This window comes from Yinghuangia sp. ASG 101 (genome assembly GCF_021165735.1).
In the GTDB taxonomy this organism is placed as follows: domain Bacteria; phylum Actinomycetota; class Actinomycetes; order Streptomycetales; family Streptomycetaceae; genus Yinghuangia.
On sequence record NZ_CP088911.1, the window covers coordinates 6316347 to 6341335 of the forward strand.

Genomic DNA, 24989 nt, shown 5'->3' on the forward strand with positions numbered 1-24989 from the left:
GCGGGCTCAGGAACACCCGCTGTTCGAGCAGTCGCTCGGCGGGCAGCACAGCGTCAAGTACGCCTTGAGCCCGTCCAGCCGCGCCGCGATCATCGTCGCATCCGCGCGGTAGCGAACGGTCTTGCCCTCGCGTACGGACACCAGCAACCCGCCGCGCTTCAGTAGCGACAGATGCTCGGATGCCGTGGACGGCCCCAGGCCCGCACGCTCGGCGACCTCGCCGACGCTGAGCTGCACCCCACCGGCGAACAGTGCCATCACCTGCTGGCGCGTCTCGCTCGCGAGCGCCTTGAGGAAATCGCGCCCGCTCTCATCCAGGTCCGGTACCTGCACCGCGGCCCCCTCGGACGCGTCGCTCATACAAGCCAACTCCTTCATTTCGTCATTTCCCGACATGACGATGATACGGTTCCGGCATGGAATCCGCAGACCTGCTGATTGTCGGGGGCGGCCAGTCCGGGCTGTCCACCGCCCACACCGCCACCCGCATCGGCCTTCGCCCGATCATCCTCGAAGCCTCCGACGAAGCCGTAGGCTCATGGCCCGCGTACTACGACAGCCTCGCCTTGTTCTCCCCGGCCCGGTACTCCGCCCTGCCGGACAGACCCTTCCCCGGCGACCCCGAGCGCTACCCGAGCCGCGACGAAGTCATCGGCTACTTGCGGGAGTACGCCGCCGCACTCGACGCCGACATACGCACCGGCCACCGCGTCGACTCCGTCACCCGCCAGCCCGACGGCACCCTGTGCGCGACCACCGCACATGGCGACTTCCGCGCCCCGATCGTCATCGCCGCGACCGGCGGATTCGGCAACCCGTACCGCCCAGCGCTGCCGGGGCTCGACACATTCGCCGGCCACGTCCTGCACGCCGCGCAGTACCGCAACCCGAAGGACTTCGCAGACCACCGCGTGGTGGTCGTCGGCGGCGGCAACTCCGCCGTCCAGATCGCCGTCGACCTCGCCGACGTCGCCCGCGTCTCGCTGGCAACCCGCGGCCCGCTCAAGTGGTTCCGCCAGCGCACGCTCGGCAAGGACCTCCACTGGTGGCTGACGCGGACCGGCCTCGACACCGCCCCGCTGAGCCGCGTCCTCGGCGGCCAAACCATGGCCGTCATCGACGACGGCCGCTACAAATCCGCCCTCGCCACCGGAAACCCCGACCACCGCCCGATGTTCACCACACTGGCCGAGGACACAGTCACCTGGTCCGACGGCACCACCGAACACCTCGACACGGTCATCCTGGCCACCGGATACCGCCCCCACCTGAACTACCTGCACAACCTCGGCGCCCTCGACCCCGACGGCAAACCCCAGCACAAACACGGGATTTCCACCGCCGTACCCGGTCTCGGTTACGTCGGGCTGGAGTGGCAGCGCAGCCTGTCCTCCGCGTCACTGCGCGGCGCCGCCCGCGACGCCGGATACGTACTCAAGCGCCTGCGCGGAACCGGCTGAGGTGCGAACGCAATGCAGTCCTGGCTGTTGGCGTCCTACTCCCGGGACATCGCGCCGCCCGGCCCTGTCCGGCGTGTGCACCGACGGCATCCGTGGCGTCAATCGCCACGCGGGGCGTACATGATGACGCCGACTCCGGCCAGGCAGATCAAGGCACCCGTGACGTCGAAGCGATCGGGCCGGTAACCGTCCAAGGCCATGCCCCAGGCGAGCGAGCCCGCAACGAAGACCCCGCCGTAAGCCGCGAGGATGCGGCCGAACTCGGCGTCGGGTTGGAGGGTGGCGACGAACCCGTACGCACCCAGCGCGAGGATCCCGGCGCCGACCCAGATCCAGCCCCGGTGCTCGCGGACCCCCTGCCACACCAGCCAGGCGCCACCGATCTCGGCAAGTGCGGCCAGCAGGAACAAGGCCAGGGATCGGGCGACGGTCACGAGCGGGAGCGTACTGAAGGCGTCGGCAGATCCGTGCTCCGCGGGGTGTCCGCGCACGAGCACGCTCCCGCTTGGCAGCCATGCCGCGCGCGGTTCGAGGCACGCCACCGGGACCAGCCGAACACCACGACGGCCGTTACCGCGAGGACGATCGCCAGTTCGGGCAGCCAGGCGGCGACGGTCAGCGCACCGCCCCCGAGCAAGCCGGCCGCGACCAAACCGGGAACCGCGCAGCAGGCAACGCACGCGGCGCCCGCCACCCAGGCCAGCCGCCCTGCGGCCCGCTCGGCGGGCGGTTCGGGTGGTCGGGTGTGGGGTCAGCAGCAGGGGCCGTCATGGCGGTCCTCCTTGGCAAGGTCGGCGAAGGGAAGCGGGCAGCAAGGGCTGGTCGCACACACGGCGAGGTCGTCGCAGCCCGCGTCGACGGCGCCGACCAGCGCCGCCCGGATCGTCTGGAGGTCGGCGATACGGGCGTCGATCTCCGCGATCTTGACGTCGGCGCGGTGCTGTAGGCCCTTGCCGCCGTGGCGGTGTCCCGCCTCCAACAGCTCGGCAACCTCGTCGAGCGTGAACCCCAGTCGCTGAGCGGCCTTGATGACGCGGAGCAAGGCGACGGACTCGGGCGGGTAGAGCCGGTGCCCGCCGAGCGTTCGGTCGGGCTCGGCGAGCAGGCCGCGGCGCTCGTAGTAGCGCAGGGTCTGGGGGTTCACGCCGGCTGCGTCGGCGAGTTCCCCGGTTCTCAGACCGGGTTGGACGGGGCCGTCGTTCACGACCGCGCCTTGGACGCCGCCACAGCTCGCGTGACCAGCGCGTCCAAGACCGTGATCCGTTCGGCGGGGACTGCGATGTCCATGAGCACGCGTCCCGCCGCGTCGTGACCGAAGGCGAACGAGAAGAACGAGCAGCAGCCGGTTTCGCGTCCCGCCAGATCACGGGCGGAGTCTTCGGCGTCTGCGGCCAGCGTCAAGCGGGCGCGGAGGGCTTCCGGTCGGTCGGCGGCAAGCAGCGAACCAGCGAACAAGTCGTCGAATTCCGCGATGCGCAGCGGCTGTTCCTCGGTCGGCAAGGTGCAGGCCTGCGGCACCCACGTCTGCGACATCCAGGACTCCTCCCGTCGACCGGCCTCGCACGACGGCCGGGGCTTTCGCTTCGACGGTAAACCTGTACCTGGGTACCGGATGCAAGCCCATGGCCGCAGCGGACCGCCCCAGCCGGCGGAAGTCCGCTCCGCCGGAGCGAGGGTCTACTCGGACCGGCGCGCGGCGGTGGCCAGCCCGGCGAGCGCGAGGAGCATCCAGGCGGTCAGGTAGATGAACGCCGCCTGCGGGGAGACGGCGCTCCACAGGATGCCGGCGATGGCGGAGGCCGCGAGGTTGCCGAGGGACTGGACGGTGGCGAGCATGCCGAACGCGGAGCCGCGCAGGCCTTCCGGGGCGAGGTTGGCGACGGCGGTGTGCTGCGCGGTCTCGACCGCGCCGATGCCGAATCCGGCGAGCACAAACGGGACGGCCAGCACCGCGATCACCGCGCCGGACACGGCGAACAGGGCGTAGGCGGCGGCGAACGCGGCCACGCCGGCGGTCAGGACGAGGACGGGGCCACGGCGTCCGAGGCGGTCGGCGAGGTGCCCGGCAGGCACGGACGCGGCGGTGGCGGCAACGTTGTACGCGGTGTAGAGGCCGAGCGCGATGACGGTGGCGGTGTCGTGGCCGTGGTCCGGCTCCAGCAGATCCGCGGCGCGGAGGATGAGCAGTGTCGCGGCGACGTTGCCGACCTCGAACGCCGCGACCGCGCCGAGGAGTCTGCCGAGTTCGCCGGACAGCACTGGCTTGACGCGAATCCGCAGCGGCGTCTTCGCCCGGCTGCTGGGCCGGGGGGTATGGCGGATGGCATAGACGATCGCCGCCGCGGCGAGCAGCCCGGGGATGACCGACAAGCCGATCGCCCACTTCACCCCGAGCCAGGCGACCAGGCCCAGGGCGAGGAGCGGCCCGAAGATCGCGCCGAGGTTGTCCATCATCCGCTCGAACCCGTACGCCCGCCCGTACTTCCCGGCCGGGACGATGTCCGCGAGCAACGCGTTGCGTGCGGGGACACGCAGGCCGCGGGCGGTCCACGCGGCGGCCCGCAGGACACCGACCTGCCAGACCGCGGTCGCGCCTGCGGTCGCGGCGCCGAGCACCGCGGTGGTGGTGTAGCCGCCCACCGCGACCTTGCGCCGCCGCGCCGGGTCGTCGGCGAGAACGCCGCCGCCGAACCTGGCGGCGCCGGCCAGAGCGTCCGAGGCGCCCTCGATCGCGCCGAGCGCGGCGGCCGGCGCGCCGAGAGTCGACGTCAGCAGCGACGGCAGCAAGGCGGTGGGGATCTCGTGACCGACATCCGCGAGGAAGCTCGCGGCACCGATACCCCTGACGCCGGGCGTCAGCCACGGCTCTTCACCGGGAGCGGGAACAGGCTGCTCGGCGGCCACTGCGGGACGGGGCGTCTCGGTCACCGCCGCAGTCTCGCGTACGGGCCCTCGCGGCAGCACCGGGGGTGCTCCGAGAACAGCTATGGCAGCCCTCCTTTCTTACGCCCAGCCCCGGTAGGGGCACCTCCCCACTGGACATCGATATTCGTCTATGTAAATATCGAGCCACGTCTATTAATAGGGAGCCTGCGATGGCCTCGGCTGACAACGGCACGCCCCCGGGTGGCGCTGACCCCGAAATCGCGCTCGGTCGTATCGGCGGGTCGTTGGCCGCCAAGTTCCACGGTGTCTTCTCCGCGCAGACCGTGGCCCGCTACCTGCGGGAGTCCCATGCGCTGCTCGCCGAGCGCGCAACGATTCAGCAGTACCTGCCGATTCTTGCCGGGCGGTTCACCGCCGAGCGGCTGTCCGCGCTCGCACGCGCGGAGGGCCTCGTCGCCGCCACGCATCCCGAGATCCTGTTCGTGTGCGAGGCCAACGCCGGGCGGTCCCAGATCGCCGCCGCACTCCTGAAGCGGTACGCCGGCGACACGGTCGTGGTCCGGTCGGCCGGTTCGCGGCCTGCCTCCGAACTCGAACTGACGCTGGTGGAGGTCATGTCCGAGATCGGTGTGGACCTGGACGAGGCGTACCCCAAGCCCCTGACGGACGAAGTCGTCCGCGCCGCCGACGTGGTGGTCACGCTCGGCTGCGGTGACGCATGCCCAGTCCTTCCCGGTCGCCGCTATCTGGACTGGACGGTTCCCGATCCGTCTGGTCGTTCACGGCTTGAAATACGGCGTATCCGCGATGAAATCGACCTGCTGGTGACGGACTTCTTGGTGGAATTGGGGCTGGTGTCGACGGGCTGACCGCGGCCCAGCGGCGGTACCTGTTGGTGGCTCGCTGTTCACCGAACCACCACTCACGACAAGCATCGACGTACATCTATGAATTGCGAGGATCGGTCCGCTCGACCATCCGACCTCGCGAAAGGGACGTCAGCGAATGGCTTCCGTCGACCGAAGAAGCTTCCTGCGTCGCAGTGCCGCTGTGACCGGCGGCGCCGTACTCACCACCACCGCCCTGACCACCCTGGGAGCCCACGCCGCCTGGGCCGATGCCGGGCGCCCCGACGCCGACCGCCCCGGTGAAGGCGGTCGCGGCGGCTACGGGCCGCTGCGCCGCGCCCGCGCGGCGAACACGGGCGAGGAACTGCTTGCGCTGCCCGCCGGTTTCTCGTACTCGGTGTTCGGCGTCACCAGCACGGTCATGAGCGACGGCATTGCCACACCGATCGCCCACGACGGCATGGGCGCTTTCCCCGGCACCCGCCGCCACACCGTCACACTGATCCGCAACCACGAGGTGCGCACCGCGCCGGGCACCGCGACCGGCCGTGTGCTCGTGCCCGGGTCCGCGCGGTACGACGAACTCGGTGTCTCGGGCACGACCACCGTCGAGGTCGACGTGCGCACCGGTCAGGTCGTCCGCGACTTCATCAGCCTGAACGGCACCGTCGTCAACTGCGCGGGCGGCGCGATGTACCGCGGCGCGGGCTGGATCACATGCGAGGAGACCACCGCGGGGCCGGCCCAGGGCTGGGCGCGCAAGCACGGCTACGCCTTCGAGGTCCCCCTGCGCGGCCCGGAACCCGGCAAGCCTGCCGCATCCCAGCCGATCACGGCGATGGGCCGGTTCAGCCACGAGGCCGTAGCCACCGACCCCCGCGACGGCTTCGTCTACCAGACCGAAGACCACTCCGGCCGCCCGAACGGCTTCTACCGCTACCGCCCGCGCAACCCGCGCCGCCTTGCCGACGGCGGCGTCTTGGAGATGCTGAAGATCGCCGGGCGCACGAACGAGGACCTCCGCCAGGGCCAGCGGGTCGGCCGGCGCCTTCCGGTGGAGTGGGTCCGCATCGAGGACCCGGATCCGAATCTGGAGAACGGCGCGAAGACGGTCGCCGAGCAGGGCCTGGCCACAGGTGCCGCGAAGTTCAACCGCCTTGAGGGCTGCTGGTACGGCGAGGGGTCGATCTACTTCAGCTCCACCTCCGGCGGCGACGTGAAGCAACCGGGCGCTGCACCCGCTGCGGACGGGTTCGTCAACGGGTACGGCCAGGTCTGGCGGTACATTCCGGGTCGCCGCCACGACGAGGGCGGCAGCCTGGTGCTGGTGTACGAGTCCCAGGGCCGCAAGGAGCTGGACTCTCCGGACAACCTCACCTTCACCCCGCGCGGCGGCATCGTGCTGTGCGAGGACGACGCCTCCAACGACGACGACACCCACCCACTCGCGCCGGGTATCGCCAACGTCAACCGCCTCATCGGCCTGGGCAAGGACGGCCGGCCCTTCGAGTTCTCGGTCAACGTCGCCGACGACAGCGAGTTCGCGGGAGCGTGCTTCAGCCCCGACGGCGACACCCTGTTCGTCAACACGCTCGGTTCGACCACCTCCGCGACCCCGCCGGGACGCACGTACGCGATCCGCGGCCCTTGGCGGCGCGGACCGCTGTAAGCCCCCTCCCGTCCCTCCCGTTGAGGGGCGCCCACAGACCGCCATCGTCGGCACGGCGCTACAGCGACCGCCGTGTCGGCGATGGCCTTTTTGTGCCGCAGATCGCATACAGCCACATGGAATAGACATTCGTCTATGCGTGGCGTAACGTATCAGTCCATGGTGACATCAGTAGAGAGTGATGCGATCCGCGTGCTCGCTGACCCGATGCGGCACCGGATCGTGCAGTTGCTCGCCGGCGAGGCGCTCTGCACGTGTCACATCGTCGAGGAGACCGGCGCGACGCAGACGAACATCTCGAACCACATGCGCGTCCTTCGCGAGGCCGGACTGGTGACCGTCGAGCCGCGCGGGCGCTTCAAGTACTACCGGCTGAACCCGGACGCGGTGCGGGCCGCCGCGGCGACACTCGCGGAACTGGCCGCAGGAGCATCCCGAGTGCTTGAGCAGGACCTGCGACGACCCTGCTGAGCCGCTTCGTAGCGAAGCAAAGGGGGTCGAGTTCACGTTCGGTTCACTTTTTCACTGCTTGGCGGCCACCGCGAACCGCCATAAATAGACGAGCAACTAATAGACGAGCATCTATAGGCAGCGCGGTGCGAGCTGTTCGCACGCACCGGACCGGCCGTACCCCTGACGACGAGGACACCGTGAGCGAGACCATTCGAGAGACCTCCGCAGGCCCGCCCCCAGGAGGCGGCAGCCACTCCGACGGTGATCCCGCGCTGTCGGTGCTGCGGGGCCTGTCGGTGCTGGACCGCTTCCTGCCGGTGTGGATCGGCGCCGCAATGGTCGTCGGCATCCTGCTCGGCAAGGGGATCCCCGGCCTCGACGACGCACTGGAGAAGGTCGAACTCGCGGGCGTGTCCTTGCCGATCGGTCTCGGGCTGCTGCTGATGATGTACCCGGTCCTCGCCAAGGTCCGGTACGACAAACTCGACTCGGTGACGCGCGACCGGCGGCTGCTGCTGCCGTCGCTGCTGCTCAACTGGATCATCGGCCCCGCGCTGATGTTCGCCCTCGCGTGGATCTTCCTGTCCGACCTCCCGGAGTTCCGCACCGGCCTCATCATCGTCGGCCTGGCGCGCTGCATCGCGATGGTCATCATCTGGAACGACCTGGCCTGCGGCGACCGCGAAGCGGCAGCCGTGCTGGTCGCCCTGAACTCCGTCTTCCAGGTCTTCGCCTTCGGTGTCCTGGGCTGGTTCTACCTCGACGTGCTGCCCGGGTGGCTGAACCTCGGCGACGGCGAGCACCTCGACATCTCGTTCTGGAAGATCGCCCTCAACGTGATCGTGTTCCTCGGCATTCCCCTCGCCGCCGGGTACCTGACCCGCCGCTTCGGCGAGCAGGCCAAGGGCCGCGAGTGGTACGAGACGCAGTTCCTGCCGAAGATCGGCCCGATCGCGCTGTACGGGCTGCTATTCACCATCGTGATCCTGTTCGCCCTGCAAGGCGAGGCCATCACCGACCAGCCCGGCGACGTCGCCCGCATCGCGCTGCCGCTGCTGGTGTACTTCGCGGTCATGTGGGCGGGCTCGTTCGCGCTGGGCAAGGCCGTCGGCCTGGACTACCCGCGCGCGACCACCCTCGCGTTCACCGCCGCCGGCAACAACTTCGAACTGGCCATCGCCGTCGCCATCGGCACCTTTGGCGTCACCTCCGGCCAGGCCCTCGCCGGCGTCGTCGGCCCGCTCATCGAAGTCCCGGTCCTCGTCGGGCTCGTGTACGTCTCACTCGCCGCCCGCCGCTGGTTCACCAAACCCACCGCGGACTCCGTGCCGCCGTCCGCCTGACCCGACGCCGCCGTACACCACCGCGTATAAGAGGAGACCTCCCTTGAGCACCACCGAGAACCGCGGCGAGGCCAAGCCCTCCGTGCTGTTCGTCTGCGTCCACAACGCGGGCCGCTCCCAGATGGCCGCCGGGTTCCTGCGCCACCTCGGCGGCGACCGCGTCGAGGTCCGCTCCGCCGGGTCGATCCCGGGTAACCAGGTCAACCCTGTCGCCGTCGAGGCCATGAAGGAGGTCGGCATCGACATCGCCGACCAGCAGCCCAAGGTGCTGACCACCGAGGCCGTACAGGCGTCCGACGTCGTGATCACCATGGGATGCGGCGACGCGTGCCCGATCTTCCCCGGCAAGCGCTACCTCGACTGGGCCCTGGAGGACCCCGCCGGGCAGGGCATCGACGCCGTGCGCCCGATCCGCGACGAGATCGAGAAGCGCATCCAGGGCCTGCTCGCCGAGATCCTCCCCGCGGAGGCCTGAGCGATGTCCGACGTCCGCAACGTGATCATCATCGGTTCCGGTCCGGCCGGGTACACGGCCGCCGTCTACGCCGCGCGTGCCGACCTGGGGCCGCTGGTCTTCGAAGGCGCGGTCACCGCCGGCGGTGCGCTCATGAACACCACCGACGTGGAGAACTTCCCCGGCTGGCCCGAGGGCATCATGGGGCCCGACCTGATGGACAACCTGCGCAAGCAGGCCGAGCGGTTCGGCGCCGAGCTGGTGTCCGACGACATCGTCGAGGCCGAGCTGGACGGCGACGTCAAGGTGGTCAAGGACGGCTCGGGCAACGTACACCGCGCGAAGGCCGTGATCCTGGCGACCGGTTCCGCGTATCGCGAGCTGGGTCTGCCGAACGAGAAGGAACTGTCCGGGCACGGCGTCTCGTGGTGTGCCACGTGTGACGGGTTCTTCTTCCGCAACCAGCACATCGCGGTGGTCGGCGGCGGCGACTCGGCGATCGAGGAGGCCACCTTCCTGACCCGGTTCGCGGAGACCGTCACGGTCATCCACCGGCGCGAGGAGCTGCGCGCCTCGAAGATCATGCAGGACCGCGCCTTCGCCGACCCCAAGATCAAGTTCGCGTGGAACAGCGAGGTCGCCGAGATTGTCGGCGACGGCAAGCTCTCCGGAGTCAAGCTCCGCGACACCGTCACCGGCGAACTGCGCGACCTCGACATCACCGGCCTGTTCATCGCTATCGGCCACGACCCGCGCACCGAGCTGCTGAAAGACCAGATCGACCTGGACGAGGAAGGCTACGTCAAGGTCACCCACCCGACGCAGCACACCAACCTCACCGGCGTATTCGCGTGCGGCGACGTCGTCGACCACATCTACCGCCAGGCCATCACGGCGGCGGGCAGCGGCTGTGCCGCCGCCCTCGACGCCGAGCGGTACCTCGAAGACGTCAAACACCGCGAGGAAGTCGCCGCCTGAGAAATCGACCCGCCCGCGGCCAGGAATGAAGCCGCATTCCGGCTTCTGACCCGGCCGCGGGCCGTCCTTGCGCACGCATCCATCGAGAAACGCGGGGCCGAGCGTGTCAGCAGCAGCCTGCCACCCCGTCCGCAGCAGCGGAGGTGCCTTGTTCGGGTCCGCACGGGAACAGTCCGAAGTGCGTGGTCTTGTCGCCGACCACCGCGAAGTGCGGGGCGTACCGCGAACCGGCGAGCATGTCGGCGGTGTTGCCGCACACCGCGGCCGGCTTGCCAGCGAAGAAGCGGTGGTGGTCGTCGAGGTCGAACGCGTGCGGCTGCTCGGGCACGGTGCCGAGGTACGTGGCGACCTGCCCGTAGTCCTCGCAACGGTCTTCGAGCGGAAGCTTGAACGCGCGCACGGTCTGCGACGTGAAGCCCACGAAGCCGATCTTCCGCTCGATCTCCCCGGCGTCGAGCGCCACCGGCGAGGTCGAGAGGACGCGTACGTCCGCGCATCCGGCGTCGGCCATCACGCGGCGGAAGTCCTCGGTGTACAGCGCCCCGCTCAGGCACTCGCCCAACAGCACCGGGTCCTCGCGCAGCGCGGCGGGGATGCGGCGGTCGGCGAAGATGTCGGACACGTACAGCTCGCCGCCCGGCTTGAGGACCCGCATGATCTCGCCGAACAGGCGCGGCTTGTCCGGCGACAGGTTCAGCACGCAGTTGGAGACCACCAGGTCAACGGACGCGTCGGCGATGCCCGCGGCGGCGAGGTCCTCGACGTACCCGTGGCGGAACTCGACGTTGGCGTAGCCGAACCGCTCCGCGTGCCAGTCCGTGTGCGCGCGGGCGACGGCGAGTTGCTCGTCGGTCATGTCCACGCCGATGACGCGCCCTGCGGGGCCGACCAGTTGCGCGAGCACGTAGCAGTCCCGGCCGGTGCCGCAGCCCAGGTCGAGGACGGTCGCGCCCTCGACGGCCGGCGGGATCGGCGAACCGCAGCCGTAGAACCGCGCCATCACCTCGTCGTGCACGTTCTTCAGCGCCTCCGCCACATGCCGCGGCGGTGCCTCCGCCGCGCAGCATGCCGAGGTCTGCAAGTCGGCCGAGGATTGCAGCACCTTGCCGTAGTAGTCCTTCACCGCGTCCGCGACGGCCGAGCCGTCAACCGGAGGCGTGGTTGTGATGGTCATCGCCGCTCCCCTTGGTCACAAGTGCCGGCAATCCGGCCGAGCGAGCCGAACGTAACGTCCCCATAAGGCAGTTCGGTTGACGTACAGCGAACACAGCACCAGCAGTCCGCGACTGAGGCGAAACCATTGGAGCGGTCTCGCCCCAGACATATCCGGCGAGCGGACCACTTCCAAATAAATAGATGATTCTCTATATTCGAGTCATGGATCTTGCCCGCCGCGCTCCGGCAGACGACGACGTCCTGCTCGACGCGTGCTGCCCGACCGGAGACCGCCAGGCCCTGGTCACGGACGCGTCCGATGAACTCACGACGATGTTCGCGGTGTTGGCGGACCCGGCGCACTTCCGGATGCTTATGCGCGTGCTCCACGAGGCACGCGTGTCCACCTGCGTGCCGGTGACGTCACTGACCGCGCAGCCTGCCACGGCCGAGCACAGGCAGTTGGAGGCGTTGCGTGCCGCCGGTCTCCTGGAGCGCACCCCGGACAAGCGGCGGCGCTGGGCATGCTACCGGCCGGCGCCGGACGCGCTGGCGCGGCTTCGCTGTGTGTTGGACCTCCCGGCCGACGGGGCGTGGCCGGTGGCGGCGCAGCCGAGGCCGATGGGCCCCAGGCGATAAGACTCGGCTGTTGGGCTCAGGCGACGACGGTGCCCAGGACGCGGCCGACGATGTCGATGCGTTCGCGGACGACCGTGTACCAGGCCCAGGTGCCGCGCTTCTCACGGGTGAGCAGACCGGCGTCCACGAGTATCTTCAGGTGGTGACTGACCGTGGGCTGGGTGAATCCCAAAGCCTCGGCAAGGTCGCACACACATGCCTCTCCGCCGGGGGCGGTGTCGATGAGGCTCAGCAGTTGCAGCCGAGTGGGGTCCGCAACGGTCTTCAGGGTGCGGGCCAGCGCTTCGGCGTCCTCGCGGGTGAGCGGCGAGGTGGCCGCGACGCTGCCGCATGCGGAGGACTGCTGCTGCTTGGAGGTCACGGCCACATTGTTCATCGTCTAAATTTACCGGACATGAACCAGAACCCTGCGAGAGGTTAACGCCGCAGATCTTGGACCTGCGGCGGGAGCCTTCTATCCGTTGATGCACAGCAAGCGGTAACCGAGTCCTCGCACGGTGTCGATGCGGCAGCAGCTGGCCGGCGGTTCGGCCAGGCGGCGGCGCAGGCGGGTCATGTGGACGCTGACGGTGTTGGGGTCTGGCATCTGCGCGCTGCCCCAAATTTCGCGGGCGATGCGGTCGCGGCTGACGACCTGGTTCGGGTGCGCCATGAGGCAGCTCAGGATCTCGAACTCCCGCAGGGGCAACGTCATCAGGTGGCCGCGGCGTGTGACGTGGTAGCCGATCGGGTCGAGTGCCAGGTCACCAAGGGTGAGTTTCGGTGCGGTCGGTTCGGCCGAGCGCACGTGCTCGGGGTCCGGGTCCGCGGCGACCGCGCTGAGGATCTGGCCGAGTCGGTACGGGCGCGCGAGTCGGGAGGCCGTGCCGAGGGCGCGCTCGGCCGGTGCCGACTCGTCGTCCGCGGACGCGAGATGGACCGCGATGCCGAGGCGGTACTGCAACAGCCGTACCGTCACGTCGAGTTCGAGTCCGGGCAGGCCGGTGTCGAGGATGACCGCCTCGGGCAGCGTCGCGGCTGCCTCCACGAGGAGTTCGAGCGGCCCCTGCGTGGTGGCGACGTCGATGCCGTAGCGGCCCAGGGTGTGCCGTAGTTCGGCGAGCAGTTGACGGTCGCGGTCCGCCACGAGCACACGGCGTCGGCGGGGTTCGGCGAACCCCGCCCGGTCGTCCGTGCTCCCGACACCGATCTCGATCACCCGAACCGGCCGGCGATGTAGTCCTCGGTGCGCCGGTCGTTCGGTGTGCCGAAGATCTTCTCGGTGTCGTCGGTCTCGACGAGGACGCCGTGCCGTTCGCCCGCGTCGTCGACTTCCGCGGTGAAGAACGCGGTGCGCTGGGAGACGCGGGCGGCCTGCTGCATGTTGTGCGTGACGATGACGATCGTGAAGCGGGCGATCAGGTGGTGCATGAGGTCTTCGATCTTCATCGTCGCGATCGGGTCGAGCGCGGAGCACGGTTCGTCCATGAGGATCACCTCCGGCTCCACTGCGATGGTCCGCGCGATGCACAGCCGCTGCTGCTGGCCACCGGACAGGGCCAGGGCGTTGGTGTTCAGCTTGTCCTTGACCTCGTCCCACAGCGCCGCGGCCCTCAAGGACCGCTCGACGATGGTGCTGAGCTTCTCCTTGTCGCGGATGCCGTTGACGCGGGGACCGTAGGCGATGTTGTCGTAGATCGATTTCGGGAACGGGTTGGGCTTCTGGAAGACCATGCCGATGCGGCGTCGGACCTCGATCGGGTCGATGTGGTCGGCGTACAGGTCCTCGCCGTGGTAGGCGATACGGCCGCCGACGCGCGCTCCCGGGACGAGGTCGTTCATGCGGTTGAGGCAGCGCAGCACGGTGGACTTCCCGCAGCCCGACGGGCCGATCAGCGCGGTGACTTCGCGCGGGTTCACGCTCATGGTGACATCGCGGACGGCCTCATACGAGCCGTAGTGGACCGACAGGTCGGTGATGTCGAAGACGCCGCGCTCACGGGCGGTCTCGGGAACGTCGGTGGTCGGCAGGGTGGTTGACGTCATCTCAGGGTCCTTCGCGGAGGGTTGGCGTTCCGGGCCGGGTGTGGGGGCGGACACCGACGCGCTCACCACCTGCGGCTGTAGCGGTTGCGGATGAAGATCGCGACGGAGTTCATCACGATCAGCAGGATCAACAGGGCCACGCTTGCCGCCGCGGCGAGGTGCGCGAACTCCTCGCGGGACTGGCTGGTCCAGCCGTAGATCTGGATCGGCAGCACGGTGTACTGCGAGTTGGGGCCGGTCGGGTCGAACGGCACGTACGTCAGGCCGCCGAGCAGCAGCAGCGGGGCCGCCTCGCCCATCGCGCGCGACAGCGCGAGGATCGACCCGGTCGCGATGCCCGGCGTCGCGGCGGGCAGGACCTGCTTCCACACGGTCTGCCACTTGGTGGCCCCGAGCGCGAGGGACGCCTGGCGGATCGTCCCCGGGACGGCGCGGATCGCCTCGCGTGCGGCGATGATCACCACGGGCAGCACCAGCAGGGCGAGAGTCAGCGACGCGGTGATGATCGTGGTGCCCAGGTCCATGCCACGCGCGATGATCCCGAGGCCGAGGATGCCGAAGACGATGGACGGCACCGCGGCGAGGTTCTGGATGTTCAGTTCCAGCCAGCGGTTGTACCAGCGCGCCGGATTCGCGTACTCCTCCAGGTAGATCGCGGTGGCGATGCCGATCGGCAGGCAGATCATCGCGGTTCCAGCGATCACCCACATCGACCCGAGGACAGCGGAACGGGCGCCGGCGTTCCCCGGGTTGCGGATCGAGGGGAAGTTGTTGATCAACCGCGAGTCCAGGCGGTCCCAGCCCTTGCTCACCATGTAGATGATGAGCGCGGCGAGGAACACCATCGCGACGACCAAGCACGCCACTAGCGCCGCATGGAACAGGGTGTCGGCGGGGCGCCGCTGCTTGCGGCCGAGCGGGACGTGTGACCCGGACGGAGCGGGGCCGGCCTTGTCGGTGACGACGGCGGTCACTCGTACACCTCCCGGTAGCGGCGGACCAGGCGGATGGAGAACAGGTTCATCAGGAACGTCAGCCCGAACAGCAGCGCGCCGACCGCGAAGATCGTGTTGTAGTCGATCGACCCGACCGGCAGGTCACCCGAGCCCGCCTGGGCGATGAACCCGGTCATCGTCTGCATGCCCTCGACCAGGTTCCACGACAGGTTCGGCCGGTTGCCCGCCGCGATGGCGACGATCATCGTCTCGCCGACCGCACGGGAGACCCCCAGCACGAACGCGGCGACGATCCCGGACAGAGCGGCCGGCACCACGACCGTCGTGGCCACCACGCGCTTGCTCGACCCCAACGCGTACGACGCGTCGCGCAGTGCCTGCGGAACCGCCGACAGGGCGTCCTCGGACAGGGATGCGATCGTCGGGATGATCATCATCCCCATCACCAGACCCGCCGACAGCGCGTTGAAGATCTCAGGGCGTCCGCCGAGGAACTCCGGCCAGAAGTCCTGGAGTTGCGGGGTGACGAACTTCAGCGCGAAGAACCCGAACACCACGGTCGGGACGCCCGCCAGCAGTTCGAGGACCGGCTTGATCGCCTTGCGCACGCCGGGACTCGCGTACTCCGACAAGTAGATCGCGCTGCCCAGCCCCAACGGCACGGCCACACACACGGCGATGGCCGTGATCAGCAAGGTCCCGCCAAGCAACGGCAGCACACCGTACGACGCCGGGTCGAACAGCGGCGTCCACGTGGTTCCCGTCAGGAACTCCCACGGGCTGACCTCCCCGAAGAACTCACCCGTGGGCTCGAAAAGGGACACGACGATGCCGATCGTGGTCGCGATCGACACCAGCGCCGCCGCGACCAGCAGCACCCGGATGACGCGTTCCCCATAGCGGGGGCGGGAACGCCCCAGGGACTTGCGCCCCGGGGCGTTCCGCTTGGCGGCGTGTGACGTCACTTCGGTTGCCCGCTGGTGACCGGCGCGCCGGCTCCGGCGCCGGTCAGCTTGGCCAAGTCCGCCTTCAGTTCGGCCTCTTGGGTGGGGTTCAGCGGAATGAACTTCGACTCCGTGGCGATCTGCGCGTTGTTCGCGACATAGAACTCGACGAACGCCTTGACCTCCGGGCGGGTCAGCGCCTTGGCCGAGGGATAGACGAACAACGGGCGCGCCAGCGGCTTGTACGTGCCGTTCTGTGCGGACTCGACGCTGGGCGCGACGCAGCCGGAACCGCCGTCGATCTTCAGGGCCTTGAGCTTGCCCATGTTCTCCTCGTAGTAGGAGAACCCGAAGTACCCCAGGCCGCCCTTGGATCCGGAGACGCCCTGCACCGTGACGTTGTCGTCCTCGCTCGGGCTGTAGTCCGTACGGGACGCCTGGGTCTTGCCGTTGATGACCTCGGTGAAGTAGTCGAAGGTCCCCGAATCGGTGCCGGCTCCGAACAGCTTCAGCGGCTCGTTCGGGAAGCTCGGGTCGACCTGGTTCCAGTTGTTCACCTGCGAGCCGGGCTCCCACATCTTCTTCAACTGCGCGACCGTCAGGCAGTCCGCCCAGGTGTTGTCCTTGCTGACCACGACCGTGAGCGCGTCGTTGGCGACCATGAACTCGTCGTAGGTGATGCCCGCGCCCTCGCAGGCCTTCTTCTCCGTGTCCTTGATCGGCCGCGACGCGTTCGCGATGTCGATGTCACCACGGCAGAACTTCTCGAACCCGCCACCGGTGCCGGATGTGCCGACCGTGACCTGGACCTTCGAAGCCTTGCCCTTGAACAACTCGGCCGCGACGGTCGACAGCGGCGCGACCGTGGATGACCCGTCGACCTTCACCGAACCCGACAGCCCCGGGTCGATGGACGGGCCGCCCGTGATCGGGGCGGCCGTGTCGCTGTCGCCCCCGCCGCCGTCACCGCACCCCGCCAGCAGGGCGCCGGCAGCCACTACCGCCGCGACAGCGGCCAGGCTCTTGCGTCCGGTTCTCACGATGCTCGACCTCGATCTGCTCGGCCCGCGACGCGCGGGCGGCTGCGTGGCACCCCGTTCGGGCCCAATAAGATAGAAGTCCGTCTATGTGAACACCCAATGAACGCCGCCGGGCAGCAGCCTTAATTTAGACGGGCACCTATATAAAGGCAGATCTATGTTTGCCTGCAAGGCCCGGGGCTGGGCGGGTATAGCGAGCTAACGCCGCCGAAGTCTCCGAGTTGCGTATCATTTCGACACTGTCGGCCCAACACGTCCTCGACGTGCGCTGCCGGGTCCCGGCATCCGACCATGGCGGAGAAGGCAACATCGGCGCGCCTGTACATACGGCACTCACCGACAAACGGTCCAGGGAGTTGGTCACGCAAGTACTATCGCTAGCCCGCCCTGTCCATGGGGCGCCCACCGTGCTTCGCGTCTCCTGAGATGGTCCCTACTCAGATGTCAAGTGCCTCAAGAGCAGCGGTGATCCGTGTTCTGGCGCCTGGACCGTAGACGGCGAGGGCCGAGAGTTCCCGGAACGCCTTGTCGTAGTCGGCCATTTCGGACTGTGCGGTGATGGTGATTTCGGCGGACAGCAGTTCGACGTAGACGTGGATGCCGTCGAGGATGCCGAACGTCTTCTGCGACCAGACTGACGTTCGGGGTGTGCCGAGCGGGATGACGCCGATCGACACGTCCGGGAATGCCATTGCCGTGAGTAGGTAGCCGAGTTGGCCCGCCATCGTCTCGGCGTCGCCCAGGTGGTGGCGGAGCACCGATTCCTCCAGTACGAACGCGAACCGCCTGCTGCCTTCACGGACTATCCGGGAACGCTCCATGCGGGCTGTGGCGGCGGCCTGCGAATCGTCGGGGACGCCGCGGAACCGGGCGATCGTCGACAGCACGGCCTTCGCGTAGGCGTGGGTCTGGAGGAACCCGGGCACCATGTCGGAGGTGTAGATACGGAACGAGCGGGCCCGTTCGTACACGGGTGTGTAGGTGTGCTGCAAGGCCCGTAGCCCGGTGCCTTCGCGGCGTCTCCAGAGCTGGTACATCGAACTGACGTTGCGGGCTTGCGCGATGAGATCCTCGGCCATGTCCGGGACCCCGCATGTGCTGCACCAGACGCGGATGTCCGAGGCCGACGGTGGTGTGGTGCCGGTCTCCAGGCGCGAGCACTTGGAGGTGTGCCACCCGGCGCGGGCGGCCAGCTCCCTCCCGAGCAGGCCCGCGTCCTCGCGGATCTCGCGCAGCCGAAGGCCGAGTGCTTCCCGCGCTGCCTGGGCGCTGGACGAAGGCGAACGGGGCATCGGTGGAAGGCGGATCGACTGTTCAGGCGACCGTGTATTCGGTGTGCGGCACCGCGCGTTCCCATGCGGGCTCGAAGGCGTCCAGGAGACGGCGGGCCAGGTCCGGGGCGTCCTCCACCAGCCTGCTCGCGACGCTGCCGTCGCCGGCGAAGAAGGCCCAGCGGATCAGGTGCCCGTCGAAGATCCAGAAGTCGTTCACGGGCAGGAGCAGGTCGCGGGCTTGGGCGCGCCCGAGCCAGCGCACCAGTTCGCCGGCCTTGACGGTCGCGGCGGTGCCGGCGTGTTCGTAGGCGATGTACTCGCTCACCGGCTCGGAGACGATCCGCAACCGGCGGATCTCCACTCCTCGGGCGACGGTGGCGGCTGTCAGCTCCAGGTAGTCGTCCCACCGTGCGGCGCGGTCCTCCGTGCTGAGGGTGCCCGCGCGCCAGTCGGCAAGCTGCTGCTGTTCGCCCGGAATCAGGTAGGAGTCCCGGACCTCCAGGTGCACCGCTGACCGCTCGCAGCCCGCGAACAACTCATCGAGCGGCGGCACTTTCCGCGACATCGCAGGCCCTCCGGATCATGGCCGCCATCCTGGCCGGCACCCGCACTACTGATTCCGTGTCGGGGCAGGCGTTGTCAGCCCGGCAGTTGGTCTGGGTTTCCTCGTCTGGGTCCCAGCCTTGAAAGAGCATGTCCCCGTTGTCCGTGTCGACCCAGACGCCGGGGCAGTCGCCGCCGTCGCTGCCCGGGTCGATACCGAAGAAGAGTAGAGCCATCGTGCCCCCCGTTGTCGATGGATGTGCGCGCAATTCTACAGACTTCCCCGATCGGGCGACTGATCACAAGCGTTGGTGCCAAGTCGATCCGACTTCGTCGCAGGTCGTGTCGCCGCGGGTCCCGGCGGACGTACGGAGGTTGCGGGCCGAGCGCGAGTTCTCGGCCGCAGGGTGATTGCCCCTCCCCGGTACGGCCACAGATTCCGCGACTGTCATCGGCCGGTGCATGACTCACGGTTCGTCCCTGCGGGGGATTCCCGTAGAAATTCGTGCACATGAGTGGCTCAAGTCGTCGCGCGGGCAGCAGGCTTGGGGGGACCGCGCGAGCCGCTACGGACATCAGCTTCCCAGCGCGTCGGACCTCGGTCGGTGGCACGCACGCGCGCTGTTGATGCGGCGGCGCCGACTGCCTCGATTTCCATCTCCTCTCCCGAGACCACCGGTGGTACACGTTGACCCTTGACCCGCGCTCCGCAGAACACGCGTGCGCAGCCGACCGTCTGCGCAACGAACTCGTGGAGCACCTGAAAGCGTCCGGCGCCGTTCGGACGCTGGAGGTGGAACAGGCCCTTCGCACGGTCGCGCGCCACGTCTTCGTGCCGGACGCGACGTTGGAGGAGGCGTACGCGGATGACGTGGTCGCCGCCAAACGCGACGAGGACGGTCGGCTGACGAGTTCCGCGTCTCAACCCGGGATCGTCGCCGCGATGCTGGAGCGGGCGGCGGTCCGGCCTGGTCAGGCGGTGCTGGAGATCGGCACGGCCACCGGCTACAACGCAGCATTGCTGGCCGAGTTGGGCGCGCAAGTGACGTCCGTCGAGTACGACGCGGACTTGGTAGCTACTGCCGAGCAGGCGCTGAAAGCCACTGGGTACGGCGCGGTGTCCGTGGTGGCCGGGGACGGCGAGTTCGGGGTTCCGGACGCTGCGCTGTTCGACACGGTGATCGTGACGGTGCAGGCCGCGGACATTCCGGCCGCATGGTTCGACCAATTGCGCGTCGGCGGGCGGCTGGTGGTTCCCCTGCGGATGCGGGGGCTGCCGCGCGTCGTCACGTTCGTTCGCGAGCTGCACCGCTTCAGTAGTGAGGCGATCGACCCGGGCGGGTTCGTCGCGATGCAGGGCGCCGGGGCCTGGGCACAGACCGTCGTGGAGTTGGGCGACGGGCTACGGCTGTACGTGGACGAAGACCAGCCGGTGGACGCGGCGGCATTGGCCGCGGCGCGCGGCGACACCACGGTGTGGAGCGGGGTGGTGCTGCGCAGCGGTGAACGGGCCCTGCCGCTCTTGGACTTGTTTCTCGCTACGACGGTGCCGGCCTGCGGTCGCATGGCGGCGCCGGACGCGTTGCCCGGGTCCAGCGCGGCGACCTGGGGGCCCGGCGGGTACGCGTACACGGTGATCCGTCCGGCCGTGGACGGGCACGAGGTGGGGGTGCGGATCGTCGGCGGCACCGTGCACGCGGAAGTGTTCGCCGCGGCCATCCGCCTGTGGGATCGGGAGTATCGCGGCGGCCCGCCCCCGGTGCTGTGTGCCTACCCGCACGCCGGAGCCCCCGACGGGCCCGGGGTTCCGGTTGACAAGCGGCACGTGCGGATCGTCGCCGACTGGTAGCGGCGCCGCGTCATCGATCTCCCCCGGCGACCCCGGGGGCGGCTTCGACAGAGGGGAAACGACCCATGAATGCCCTGGACTGCACGGCACTGGACCACGCGTTCGACCTGGACCCGCGCACCGACATGACGGCCCTGGCCACATGCGGCGACTCCGCCGACGACACCTCCAACGGCTGCGGAGAGTCCCCGACCGCCGGGCCGACCAGCGGCTGCGCCGCCCCCGAGAACGCCCGGCATTTCGGCGTGAACTGCGCCCGATAGCCGTCCACGCACCGACCGTCCAGTACTGCTTGCGCCCTCGCGCACCCTGTCCACGGTGCGCGGGGGCGCCGGTCGTCCCCATCACCTTCGCTCCGTCGTGTCTCCCCCGGAGGGCTTTGCCATGCCGCGCCGCGTGTTCACCCACCAGGCCACCGCGATGGCCCGCGTCCCCCTGCGGCCGTATACGGAACAGGACCCGCCTGCCGCCCCGGGGTTGTTGCAGGAGGCGGTGTTCCTGGCGTCCCGGTCCGCCGATGCCCAGGCAGCGGTGAACCCGCCCGCGCTGCGCGCGTACGACATCCGCTCGCGGTGCCGCAGCACCCCTCACGGGGTGTTCGCCGGTGTCGGGACGGCGACGTTCGGACACGGGGAACGCCTGGAACTGGGCACCGAGCACCGCGCGGTCACGTTGCCCAGTCCGCGCTGGCTTGCGGCTGTGGCCGCACTGCTGCTGGCAGAGGCGCACGTGCTGGACGCCGTCACCTTCACCACCAACAACCTCGCCGCCCGGCACGGCGACCGCTGGGAGGCCGAGCACCCCCACCCGGTGCTCCGGGAGGTCGGCCGCAGCAGTGTCCGCGCCACGTTCGTGGCGACCTGGCTCATGGAGGCGTGCGCCCACGGAGTCCGTGGCGCGGATCTGCCCGGCCGGTTCGCCACCGCGTTCCCGCGGGCCGCCGACGCTGCCGACCGCGTGCCGACCGCCGCCCGGCAACTGGCCGAGCAGGGACTGCTGTTGACCGACCTGGTGCCGGATGATCCACGCGACCACCCGCTCACCCGGCTCCTGTCGCGAGCCCCAGCCCACTGGCCCCACCGGGACCGCGTGGCGGCGCTGCGCGCCTTGCTGGCCGACGCGGACACCCACTCGCCCGGGGCACCGGAACGGCTGAGCCTGCTGCGGCGGGCGCGCGAGCACGCGGACGCGGTGGTGACCGTGGACCGGCCGCTGACGGCGGACACGCTGGCGGACCTGACGACGACACTTCCGAACTGGGTGGGCCGCCAAGCCGCGCAGGCGGCGGATGTGCTGTGGCGCATCGGCCATCTGGCCGAGCCTGCCGCGCCGTTCCACCGGCGTTTCCTCGACCGCTACGGGCCGTTTCGCATGGTGCCGCTGCTGGAGGCGATCGACCCGGCCGCCGGTATCGGCCCGCCGGACGAGAACGATGCCATCGGGGCACGCAACGATCTGGACGCGCGCCGCGCCCGCGTGCTGGCCGCGCTGCTCGCACAATCGGCAGGGCTGACCGAGGTGGAGGTGCACGAGGACCTGATCGCAGCACTCGACCACGGCGACCGCGCCCGCGTGCCGCGCTCGGCGGAGATCCACGTGCGCGTGCACCGCGAAGCCGGGCGCCTGACGGTGGCGGTGCAGCCGGACGGCGGCTCACAGGCCGCGGGCTCGGCGGCAGGCCGTTTCGCCTGCTGGCAACCGGAGTTGCGCCCGGCCGCCCCAACCGCGGAGGCTGTCGTGGCGGAGATCGTGTGCCGTCCACTGGCAACCAGCGCCGCCGGACTGGCGGTGGACAGCGGCAGCGCCCCGACCCGCATCGCGCTGGGCGTACCGCCCCGCCCTGGCGACCTGACCCCGGACGATCTCCTCCTTGTCTCCGACGGCACCAGGCTCACGGTGCGCTCCCGGACGCTCGGCCGCCCGGTGGAACCAGTGCTCTTCAGCCGCCTCGCCCCGGAACTGCTGCCGACGGCCGCCCGCACACTCTTCCTGCTCGGCCACGGCGGGGAACGCCCGTGGCACACCTGGTCCTGGGGCCCCGCCGGAAACGCCCCGTTCACCCCCAGAGTCCGCTACCGCGACATCACCCTCGCACCCGCCCGATGGCGGATCCCGCACCCGCTTGTCGAGCACGCCGCCCGTCCCGTTTCTTGGGAGAAGACGCTCCACATGTGGCGCAGCGACACCCGCCCCGCCCTGCCGGACATCGTCGCTGTCGAAGAGCAGGACCGCCTGCTACCGCTGGACCTGCGCGACGAGACCGACCGGGAACTCCTACGCCGCCGCGTCCTCAAAGGCGCCCGAACCGTCATCGAGGAACGCGGCGGCCCCGCCGTCAGCGGCCCCGACAGCGACCACGTCCTGGACCTGGTGGTGCTATTGGACCGCTCAGCCGCAGCGCCCCGCCGCGAACCGACACCGCGTGCCGCCGAACGTTCCGGGGCCGGGCTGTTCCTGCCGGGCAGCGAATGGCTGGCGCTGCATCTCCCCGTCCCCACCCACCGCCAGGACGACGTGCTGCGCGAACTCGCTTCATTGTTGCGGGAGATGCACTCCGGGACCGGACGCCACGCGTTCTGGCTCCGCTACCAGACCCCGGCCGCGGGCCCTCACCTGCGCATCCGCCTGCACGGCGCACCGGAACACCTCACCAACGTGCTTCCCCGGATATCCGCGTGGTGCGCGCAGTTACACACGGCCCGCGTCGCAGGCCCGGTCACCGTGCACCCCTACGAACGCGAGACCGAACGCTACGGCGGACCGGGCGCCATCACAGCCGCCGAAGAGTTCTTCGCCGCCGACAGCACCCTCGTCCTCGACAGCCTCACCCTTGACGCGGACGAACGCACACTCGCCGCAGCCCACCACAGCGCGGCCATCGCCCGACACGCACCCAACCCGGCCAAGGCCCTGAACGGCGGCACACTCACCCGCGCCGACCGCGCGCTGCGCAGCGCGCTCAAGACACACCTGAACGGCCACCAGCCGCCCGCCGCCGACGCGTGGCAGGACGCGTTGGCGGCCTACCACGCAGTCGTACCTGCCGAGTTCGCCGACGCGTGCGCCTCCGACTTGATCCACATGCACTGCAACCGCGCCTTCGGGCCGACCCGCGAACCCGTCGTGCGGGCCCTGGCCCGAGACCTCGTCCGCTACGTCCCTCCCATGGCACAGGACAGGACGCGCGAGGATGGCTGACGCAGACGAGGCAGCGCTACTGGTCGCGGACCGCCTCCGCGATCCAGGCGTGGTGGTCGCAGCCACCGCTTCACCCGGATCGCTCGCGAGCGGACTGGCCGGCACCGCGCTTCTCCATGCCTGCCTCGCCCGACACCACGCCCGCTTCGCCGAAGCCGCCCGCGAGCACTGGCGGGTCGCCGCCCAACACCCGACCGCCCCGGACGGCGTCTACACCGGCCCCGGCGGACTGGCCGCATCCCTCATCCTGGGCGCCCCGTACATGCCGGACCCCGACGTCCATCGCCCCGCCGTCGCACGCGCTGCCGCATGGCTGTCGGCCCGAGCCCGAGGCGTCGCCGAACACCAACGCCGCCGCACCCGCCCCGGCGCGCCCTGGGCCGTATACGACACCATCAAAGGACTCGCCGGCATCGGCCGCATCCTCCTGGCCGCCCAGCAGTCCGGCCACGACACCGAACACGGCCTTACCGCCGTGCTGACCACCCTGGCTACTCTCGTCAGTGCCGACGACCAAGACAGGCCCGGATGGTGGCTCCCCGCCGACGAACACCCGGTACCGGTCCCTCCACCGGGCGCGGCCACCACCGGCATGGCGCACGGCATCGCCGGGCCGCTCGCTCTCCTCAGCACCGCCCACGCGTCCGGGCGCACCGTCCCCGGTCAAGTCGACGCCATCCGAACCGCGGCCGACTGGTTGACCACACGCCAGGAATCCGAGGGGAGTTGGCCGCCTCACATCCCCGAACCATCGGGGGCGCCGCCGGGACGCCGACACGCCTGGTGCTATGGAACCCCCGGCATCGCCGCCGCCCTCATCGCCGCCGCCGAGGCGCTCAACGACGACAAACCACGACGCGTAGCCGTTCACGCGCTCGATGAACTCGCCGCCACCCACGTGGCTGCGTGGGACACCGAAGGCCCGACCTTCTGCCACGGCACCGCTGGCATCCTCCATGCTTCACGCCGACTCGGGCACTACCGGCTGGCTGACAGAGCCACGGCCGCCACACTTGCTGCATTTGACCACGGCCATCCGTATGGCATTGCGCGCGTTGAACACGGCCGACTGTTGCACGAACCTGGATTGCTTGCCGGTGCGTCCGGAACGGCGCTGGTCCTCGCGGACTTCGCCGGCCTTCTGCCCCGAGGGAAATCAGGTAGTTGGGACAGCGTCATGCTGCTCTCATGAGGGCTCGGCCGGCAGCAGCGCTTCTGACGTGAGGACACCTCGGCGTGAATGGGTCACGTCGGAGACGACAGCACCGTGGGCTC

General features: G+C 69.7%; 27 protein-coding genes. 12 read left to right on the forward strand and 15 right to left on the reverse strand.

The annotated features are described in order from the left end of the window. Nucleotides 1-6: 6 nt before the first annotated feature. Nucleotides 7-360, reverse strand: coding sequence for an ArsR/SmtB family transcription factor (locus tag LO772_RS27010; protein ID WP_231774625.1), 354 nt, complete (start codon nt 358-360; stop codon nt 7-9). A gap of 56 nt (nt 361-416) precedes the next feature. Here LO772_RS27010 and LO772_RS27015 point away from each other — a divergent pair, with 56 nt between their 5' ends. Beyond that, nucleotides 417-1460 carry a flavin-containing monooxygenase gene (locus LO772_RS27015; RefSeq protein WP_231774626.1) on the forward strand — a complete coding sequence of 348 codons (1044 nt, stop codon included), beginning with the start codon at nt 417-419 and terminating at the stop codon, nt 1458-1460. Nucleotides 1461-1558: 98 nt separating this feature from the next. On the opposite strand, the gene LO772_RS27020 is transcribed toward LO772_RS27015, so the two are convergent. The 4 genes from LO772_RS27020 to LO772_RS27035 form a co-directional block, all read right to left on the reverse strand. Beyond that, the gene (locus LO772_RS27020; RefSeq protein WP_231774627.1) at nt 1559-1894 is read right to left on the reverse strand and encodes a YnfA family protein; all 336 of its coding nucleotides are present in this window, start codon (nt 1892-1894) and stop codon (nt 1559-1561) included. A gap of 317 nt (nt 1895-2211) precedes the next feature. Next, the gene (locus LO772_RS27025; protein ID WP_231774628.1) at nt 2212-2664 is read right to left on the reverse strand and encodes a MerR family transcriptional regulator; all 453 of its coding nucleotides are present in this window, start codon (nt 2662-2664) and stop codon (nt 2212-2214) included. Then, complete coding sequence (locus LO772_RS27030; protein ID WP_231774629.1) at nt 2661-2993, reverse strand: hypothetical protein; 333 nt, start codon at nt 2991-2993, stop codon at nt 2661-2663. Before LO772_RS27030 ends, LO772_RS27025 begins: the two co-directional genes overlap by 4 nt. Before the next feature lie 144 nt (nt 2994-3137). After that, nucleotides 3138-4388 carry an MFS transporter gene (locus LO772_RS27035; RefSeq protein ID WP_231774630.1) on the reverse strand — a complete coding sequence of 417 codons (1251 nt, stop codon included), beginning with the start codon at nt 4386-4388 and terminating at the stop codon, nt 3138-3140. 167 nt (nt 4389-4555) lie between these two features. On the opposite strand from LO772_RS27035, the gene LO772_RS27040 reads away from it, so the two are divergent. From LO772_RS27040 to trxB, 6 genes are all read left to right on the forward strand, one after another. Further along, nucleotides 4556-5215: an arsenate reductase ArsC gene (locus LO772_RS27040; RefSeq protein WP_231774631.1), complete on the forward strand. Its 660-nt coding sequence runs from the start codon at nt 4556-4558 to the stop codon at nt 5213-5215. Between the two features lie 136 nt (nt 5216-5351). Beyond that, the gene (locus LO772_RS27045) at nt 5352-6863 is read left to right on the forward strand and encodes an alkaline phosphatase PhoX (RefSeq protein ID WP_231774632.1); all 1512 of its coding nucleotides are present in this window, start codon (nt 5352-5354) and stop codon (nt 6861-6863) included. A gap of 159 nt (nt 6864-7022) precedes the next feature. Further along, on the forward strand, nt 7023-7334 hold the full coding sequence (locus LO772_RS27050; RefSeq protein WP_231774633.1) for an ArsR/SmtB family transcription factor: 312 nt from the start codon (nt 7023-7025) through the stop codon (nt 7332-7334). A 179-nt stretch (nt 7335-7513) separates the two neighbouring features. Beyond that, a complete protein-coding gene (gene arsB, locus LO772_RS27055; RefSeq protein ID WP_443089323.1) occupies nt 7514-8659 on the forward strand; it encodes an ACR3 family arsenite efflux transporter in 1146 nt (381 codons plus the stop codon). A gap of 43 nt (nt 8660-8702) precedes the next feature. Further along, a complete protein-coding gene (locus LO772_RS27060) occupies nt 8703-9134 on the forward strand; it encodes an arsenate reductase ArsC (RefSeq protein WP_269453101.1) in 432 nt (143 codons plus the stop codon). Nucleotides 9135-9137: 3 nt separating this feature from the next. Beyond that, nucleotides 9138-10091: a thioredoxin-disulfide reductase gene (trxB, locus tag LO772_RS27065; protein WP_231774634.1), complete on the forward strand. Its 954-nt coding sequence runs from the start codon at nt 9138-9140 to the stop codon at nt 10089-10091. 106 nt (nt 10092-10197) lie between these two features. Here the strand turns inward: trxB and LO772_RS27070 are convergent, their stop codons facing one another. Beyond that, complete coding sequence (locus tag LO772_RS27070; protein ID WP_231774635.1) at nt 10198-11265, reverse strand: methyltransferase domain-containing protein; 1068 nt, start codon at nt 11263-11265, stop codon at nt 10198-10200. Nucleotides 11266-11468: 203 nt separating this feature from the next. Between LO772_RS27070 and LO772_RS27075 the strand changes: the two genes are divergently transcribed. Next, the gene (locus tag LO772_RS27075; RefSeq protein ID WP_231774636.1) at nt 11469-11885 is read left to right on the forward strand and encodes an ArsR/SmtB family transcription factor; all 417 of its coding nucleotides are present in this window, start codon (nt 11469-11471) and stop codon (nt 11883-11885) included. A gap of 16 nt (nt 11886-11901) precedes the next feature. Here the strand turns inward: LO772_RS27075 and LO772_RS27080 are convergent, their stop codons facing one another. The 9 genes from LO772_RS27080 to LO772_RS27120 all read right to left on the reverse strand — a co-directional run bounded on the left by LO772_RS27080 (nt 11902) and on the right by LO772_RS27120 (nt 18903). After that, nucleotides 11902-12261 carry an ArsR/SmtB family transcription factor gene (locus LO772_RS27080; RefSeq protein ID WP_231774637.1) on the reverse strand — a complete coding sequence of 120 codons (360 nt, stop codon included), beginning with the start codon at nt 12259-12261 and terminating at the stop codon, nt 11902-11904. Nucleotides 12262-12339: 78 nt separating this feature from the next. Next, nucleotides 12340-13083, reverse strand: a complete 744-nt coding sequence (locus tag LO772_RS27085; protein WP_231774638.1) for a response regulator transcription factor — start codon at nt 13081-13083, stop codon at nt 12340-12342. Beyond that, entirely contained in the window at nt 13080-13910 is an 831-nt protein-coding gene (gene pstB, locus LO772_RS27090; RefSeq protein ID WP_231774639.1) for a phosphate ABC transporter ATP-binding protein PstB, read from the reverse strand. The genes LO772_RS27085 and pstB overlap by 4 nt, the downstream gene beginning before the upstream one ends. Before the next feature lie 62 nt (nt 13911-13972). Next, nucleotides 13973-14884, reverse strand: a complete 912-nt coding sequence (gene pstA / locus LO772_RS27095; RefSeq protein ID WP_231774640.1) for a phosphate ABC transporter permease PstA — start codon at nt 14882-14884, stop codon at nt 13973-13975. Then, a complete protein-coding gene (pstC, locus tag LO772_RS27100; RefSeq protein ID WP_231774641.1) occupies nt 14881-15831 on the reverse strand; it encodes a phosphate ABC transporter permease subunit PstC in 951 nt (316 codons plus the stop codon). Before pstC ends, pstA begins: the two co-directional genes overlap by 4 nt. Next, nucleotides 15828-16850 carry a PstS family phosphate ABC transporter substrate-binding protein gene (locus LO772_RS27105; protein WP_231774642.1) on the reverse strand — a complete coding sequence of 341 codons (1023 nt, stop codon included), beginning with the start codon at nt 16848-16850 and terminating at the stop codon, nt 15828-15830. The genes pstC and LO772_RS27105 overlap by 4 nt, the downstream gene beginning before the upstream one ends. Nucleotides 16851-17287: 437 nt before the next feature. After that, nucleotides 17288-18142 (reverse strand): helix-turn-helix domain-containing protein, encoded by an 855-nt coding sequence (locus LO772_RS27110; protein WP_231774643.1) that lies wholly within the window; start codon nt 18140-18142, stop codon nt 17288-17290. Nucleotides 18143-18164: 22 nt separating this feature from the next. Continuing rightward, nucleotides 18165-18689 carry a DUF6879 family protein gene (locus LO772_RS27115; RefSeq protein WP_231774644.1) on the reverse strand — a complete coding sequence of 175 codons (525 nt, stop codon included), beginning with the start codon at nt 18687-18689 and terminating at the stop codon, nt 18165-18167. Then, nucleotides 18661-18903, reverse strand: a complete 243-nt coding sequence (locus LO772_RS27120; RefSeq protein ID WP_231774645.1) for a hypothetical protein — start codon at nt 18901-18903, stop codon at nt 18661-18663. The genes LO772_RS27115 and LO772_RS27120 overlap by 29 nt, the downstream gene beginning before the upstream one ends. A 452-nt stretch (nt 18904-19355) precedes the next feature. On the opposite strand from LO772_RS27120, the gene fxlM reads away from it, so the two are divergent. The 4 genes from fxlM (at nt 19356) to LO772_RS27140 (ending at nt 24906) form a co-directional block, all read left to right on the forward strand. Beyond that, nucleotides 19356-20516, forward strand: a complete 1161-nt coding sequence (gene fxlM / locus LO772_RS27125) for a methyltransferase, FxLD system (protein WP_231774646.1) — start codon at nt 19356-19358, stop codon at nt 20514-20516. Nucleotides 20517-20581: 65 nt separating this feature from the next. Continuing rightward, on the forward strand, nt 20582-20779 hold the full coding sequence (locus tag LO772_RS27130) for a hypothetical protein (RefSeq protein WP_231774647.1): 198 nt from the start codon (nt 20582-20584) through the stop codon (nt 20777-20779). Nucleotides 20780-20900: 121 nt separating this feature from the next. After that, nucleotides 20901-23714 carry a lantibiotic dehydratase gene (locus LO772_RS27135; RefSeq protein ID WP_231774648.1) on the forward strand — a complete coding sequence of 938 codons (2814 nt, stop codon included), beginning with the start codon at nt 20901-20903 and terminating at the stop codon, nt 23712-23714. Beyond that, nucleotides 23707-24906: a lanthionine synthetase C family protein gene (locus LO772_RS27140; protein WP_231774649.1), complete on the forward strand. Its 1200-nt coding sequence runs from the start codon at nt 23707-23709 to the stop codon at nt 24904-24906. Before LO772_RS27135 ends, LO772_RS27140 begins: the two co-directional genes overlap by 8 nt. The last annotated feature ends 83 nt before the right edge of the window (nt 24907-24989 follow it).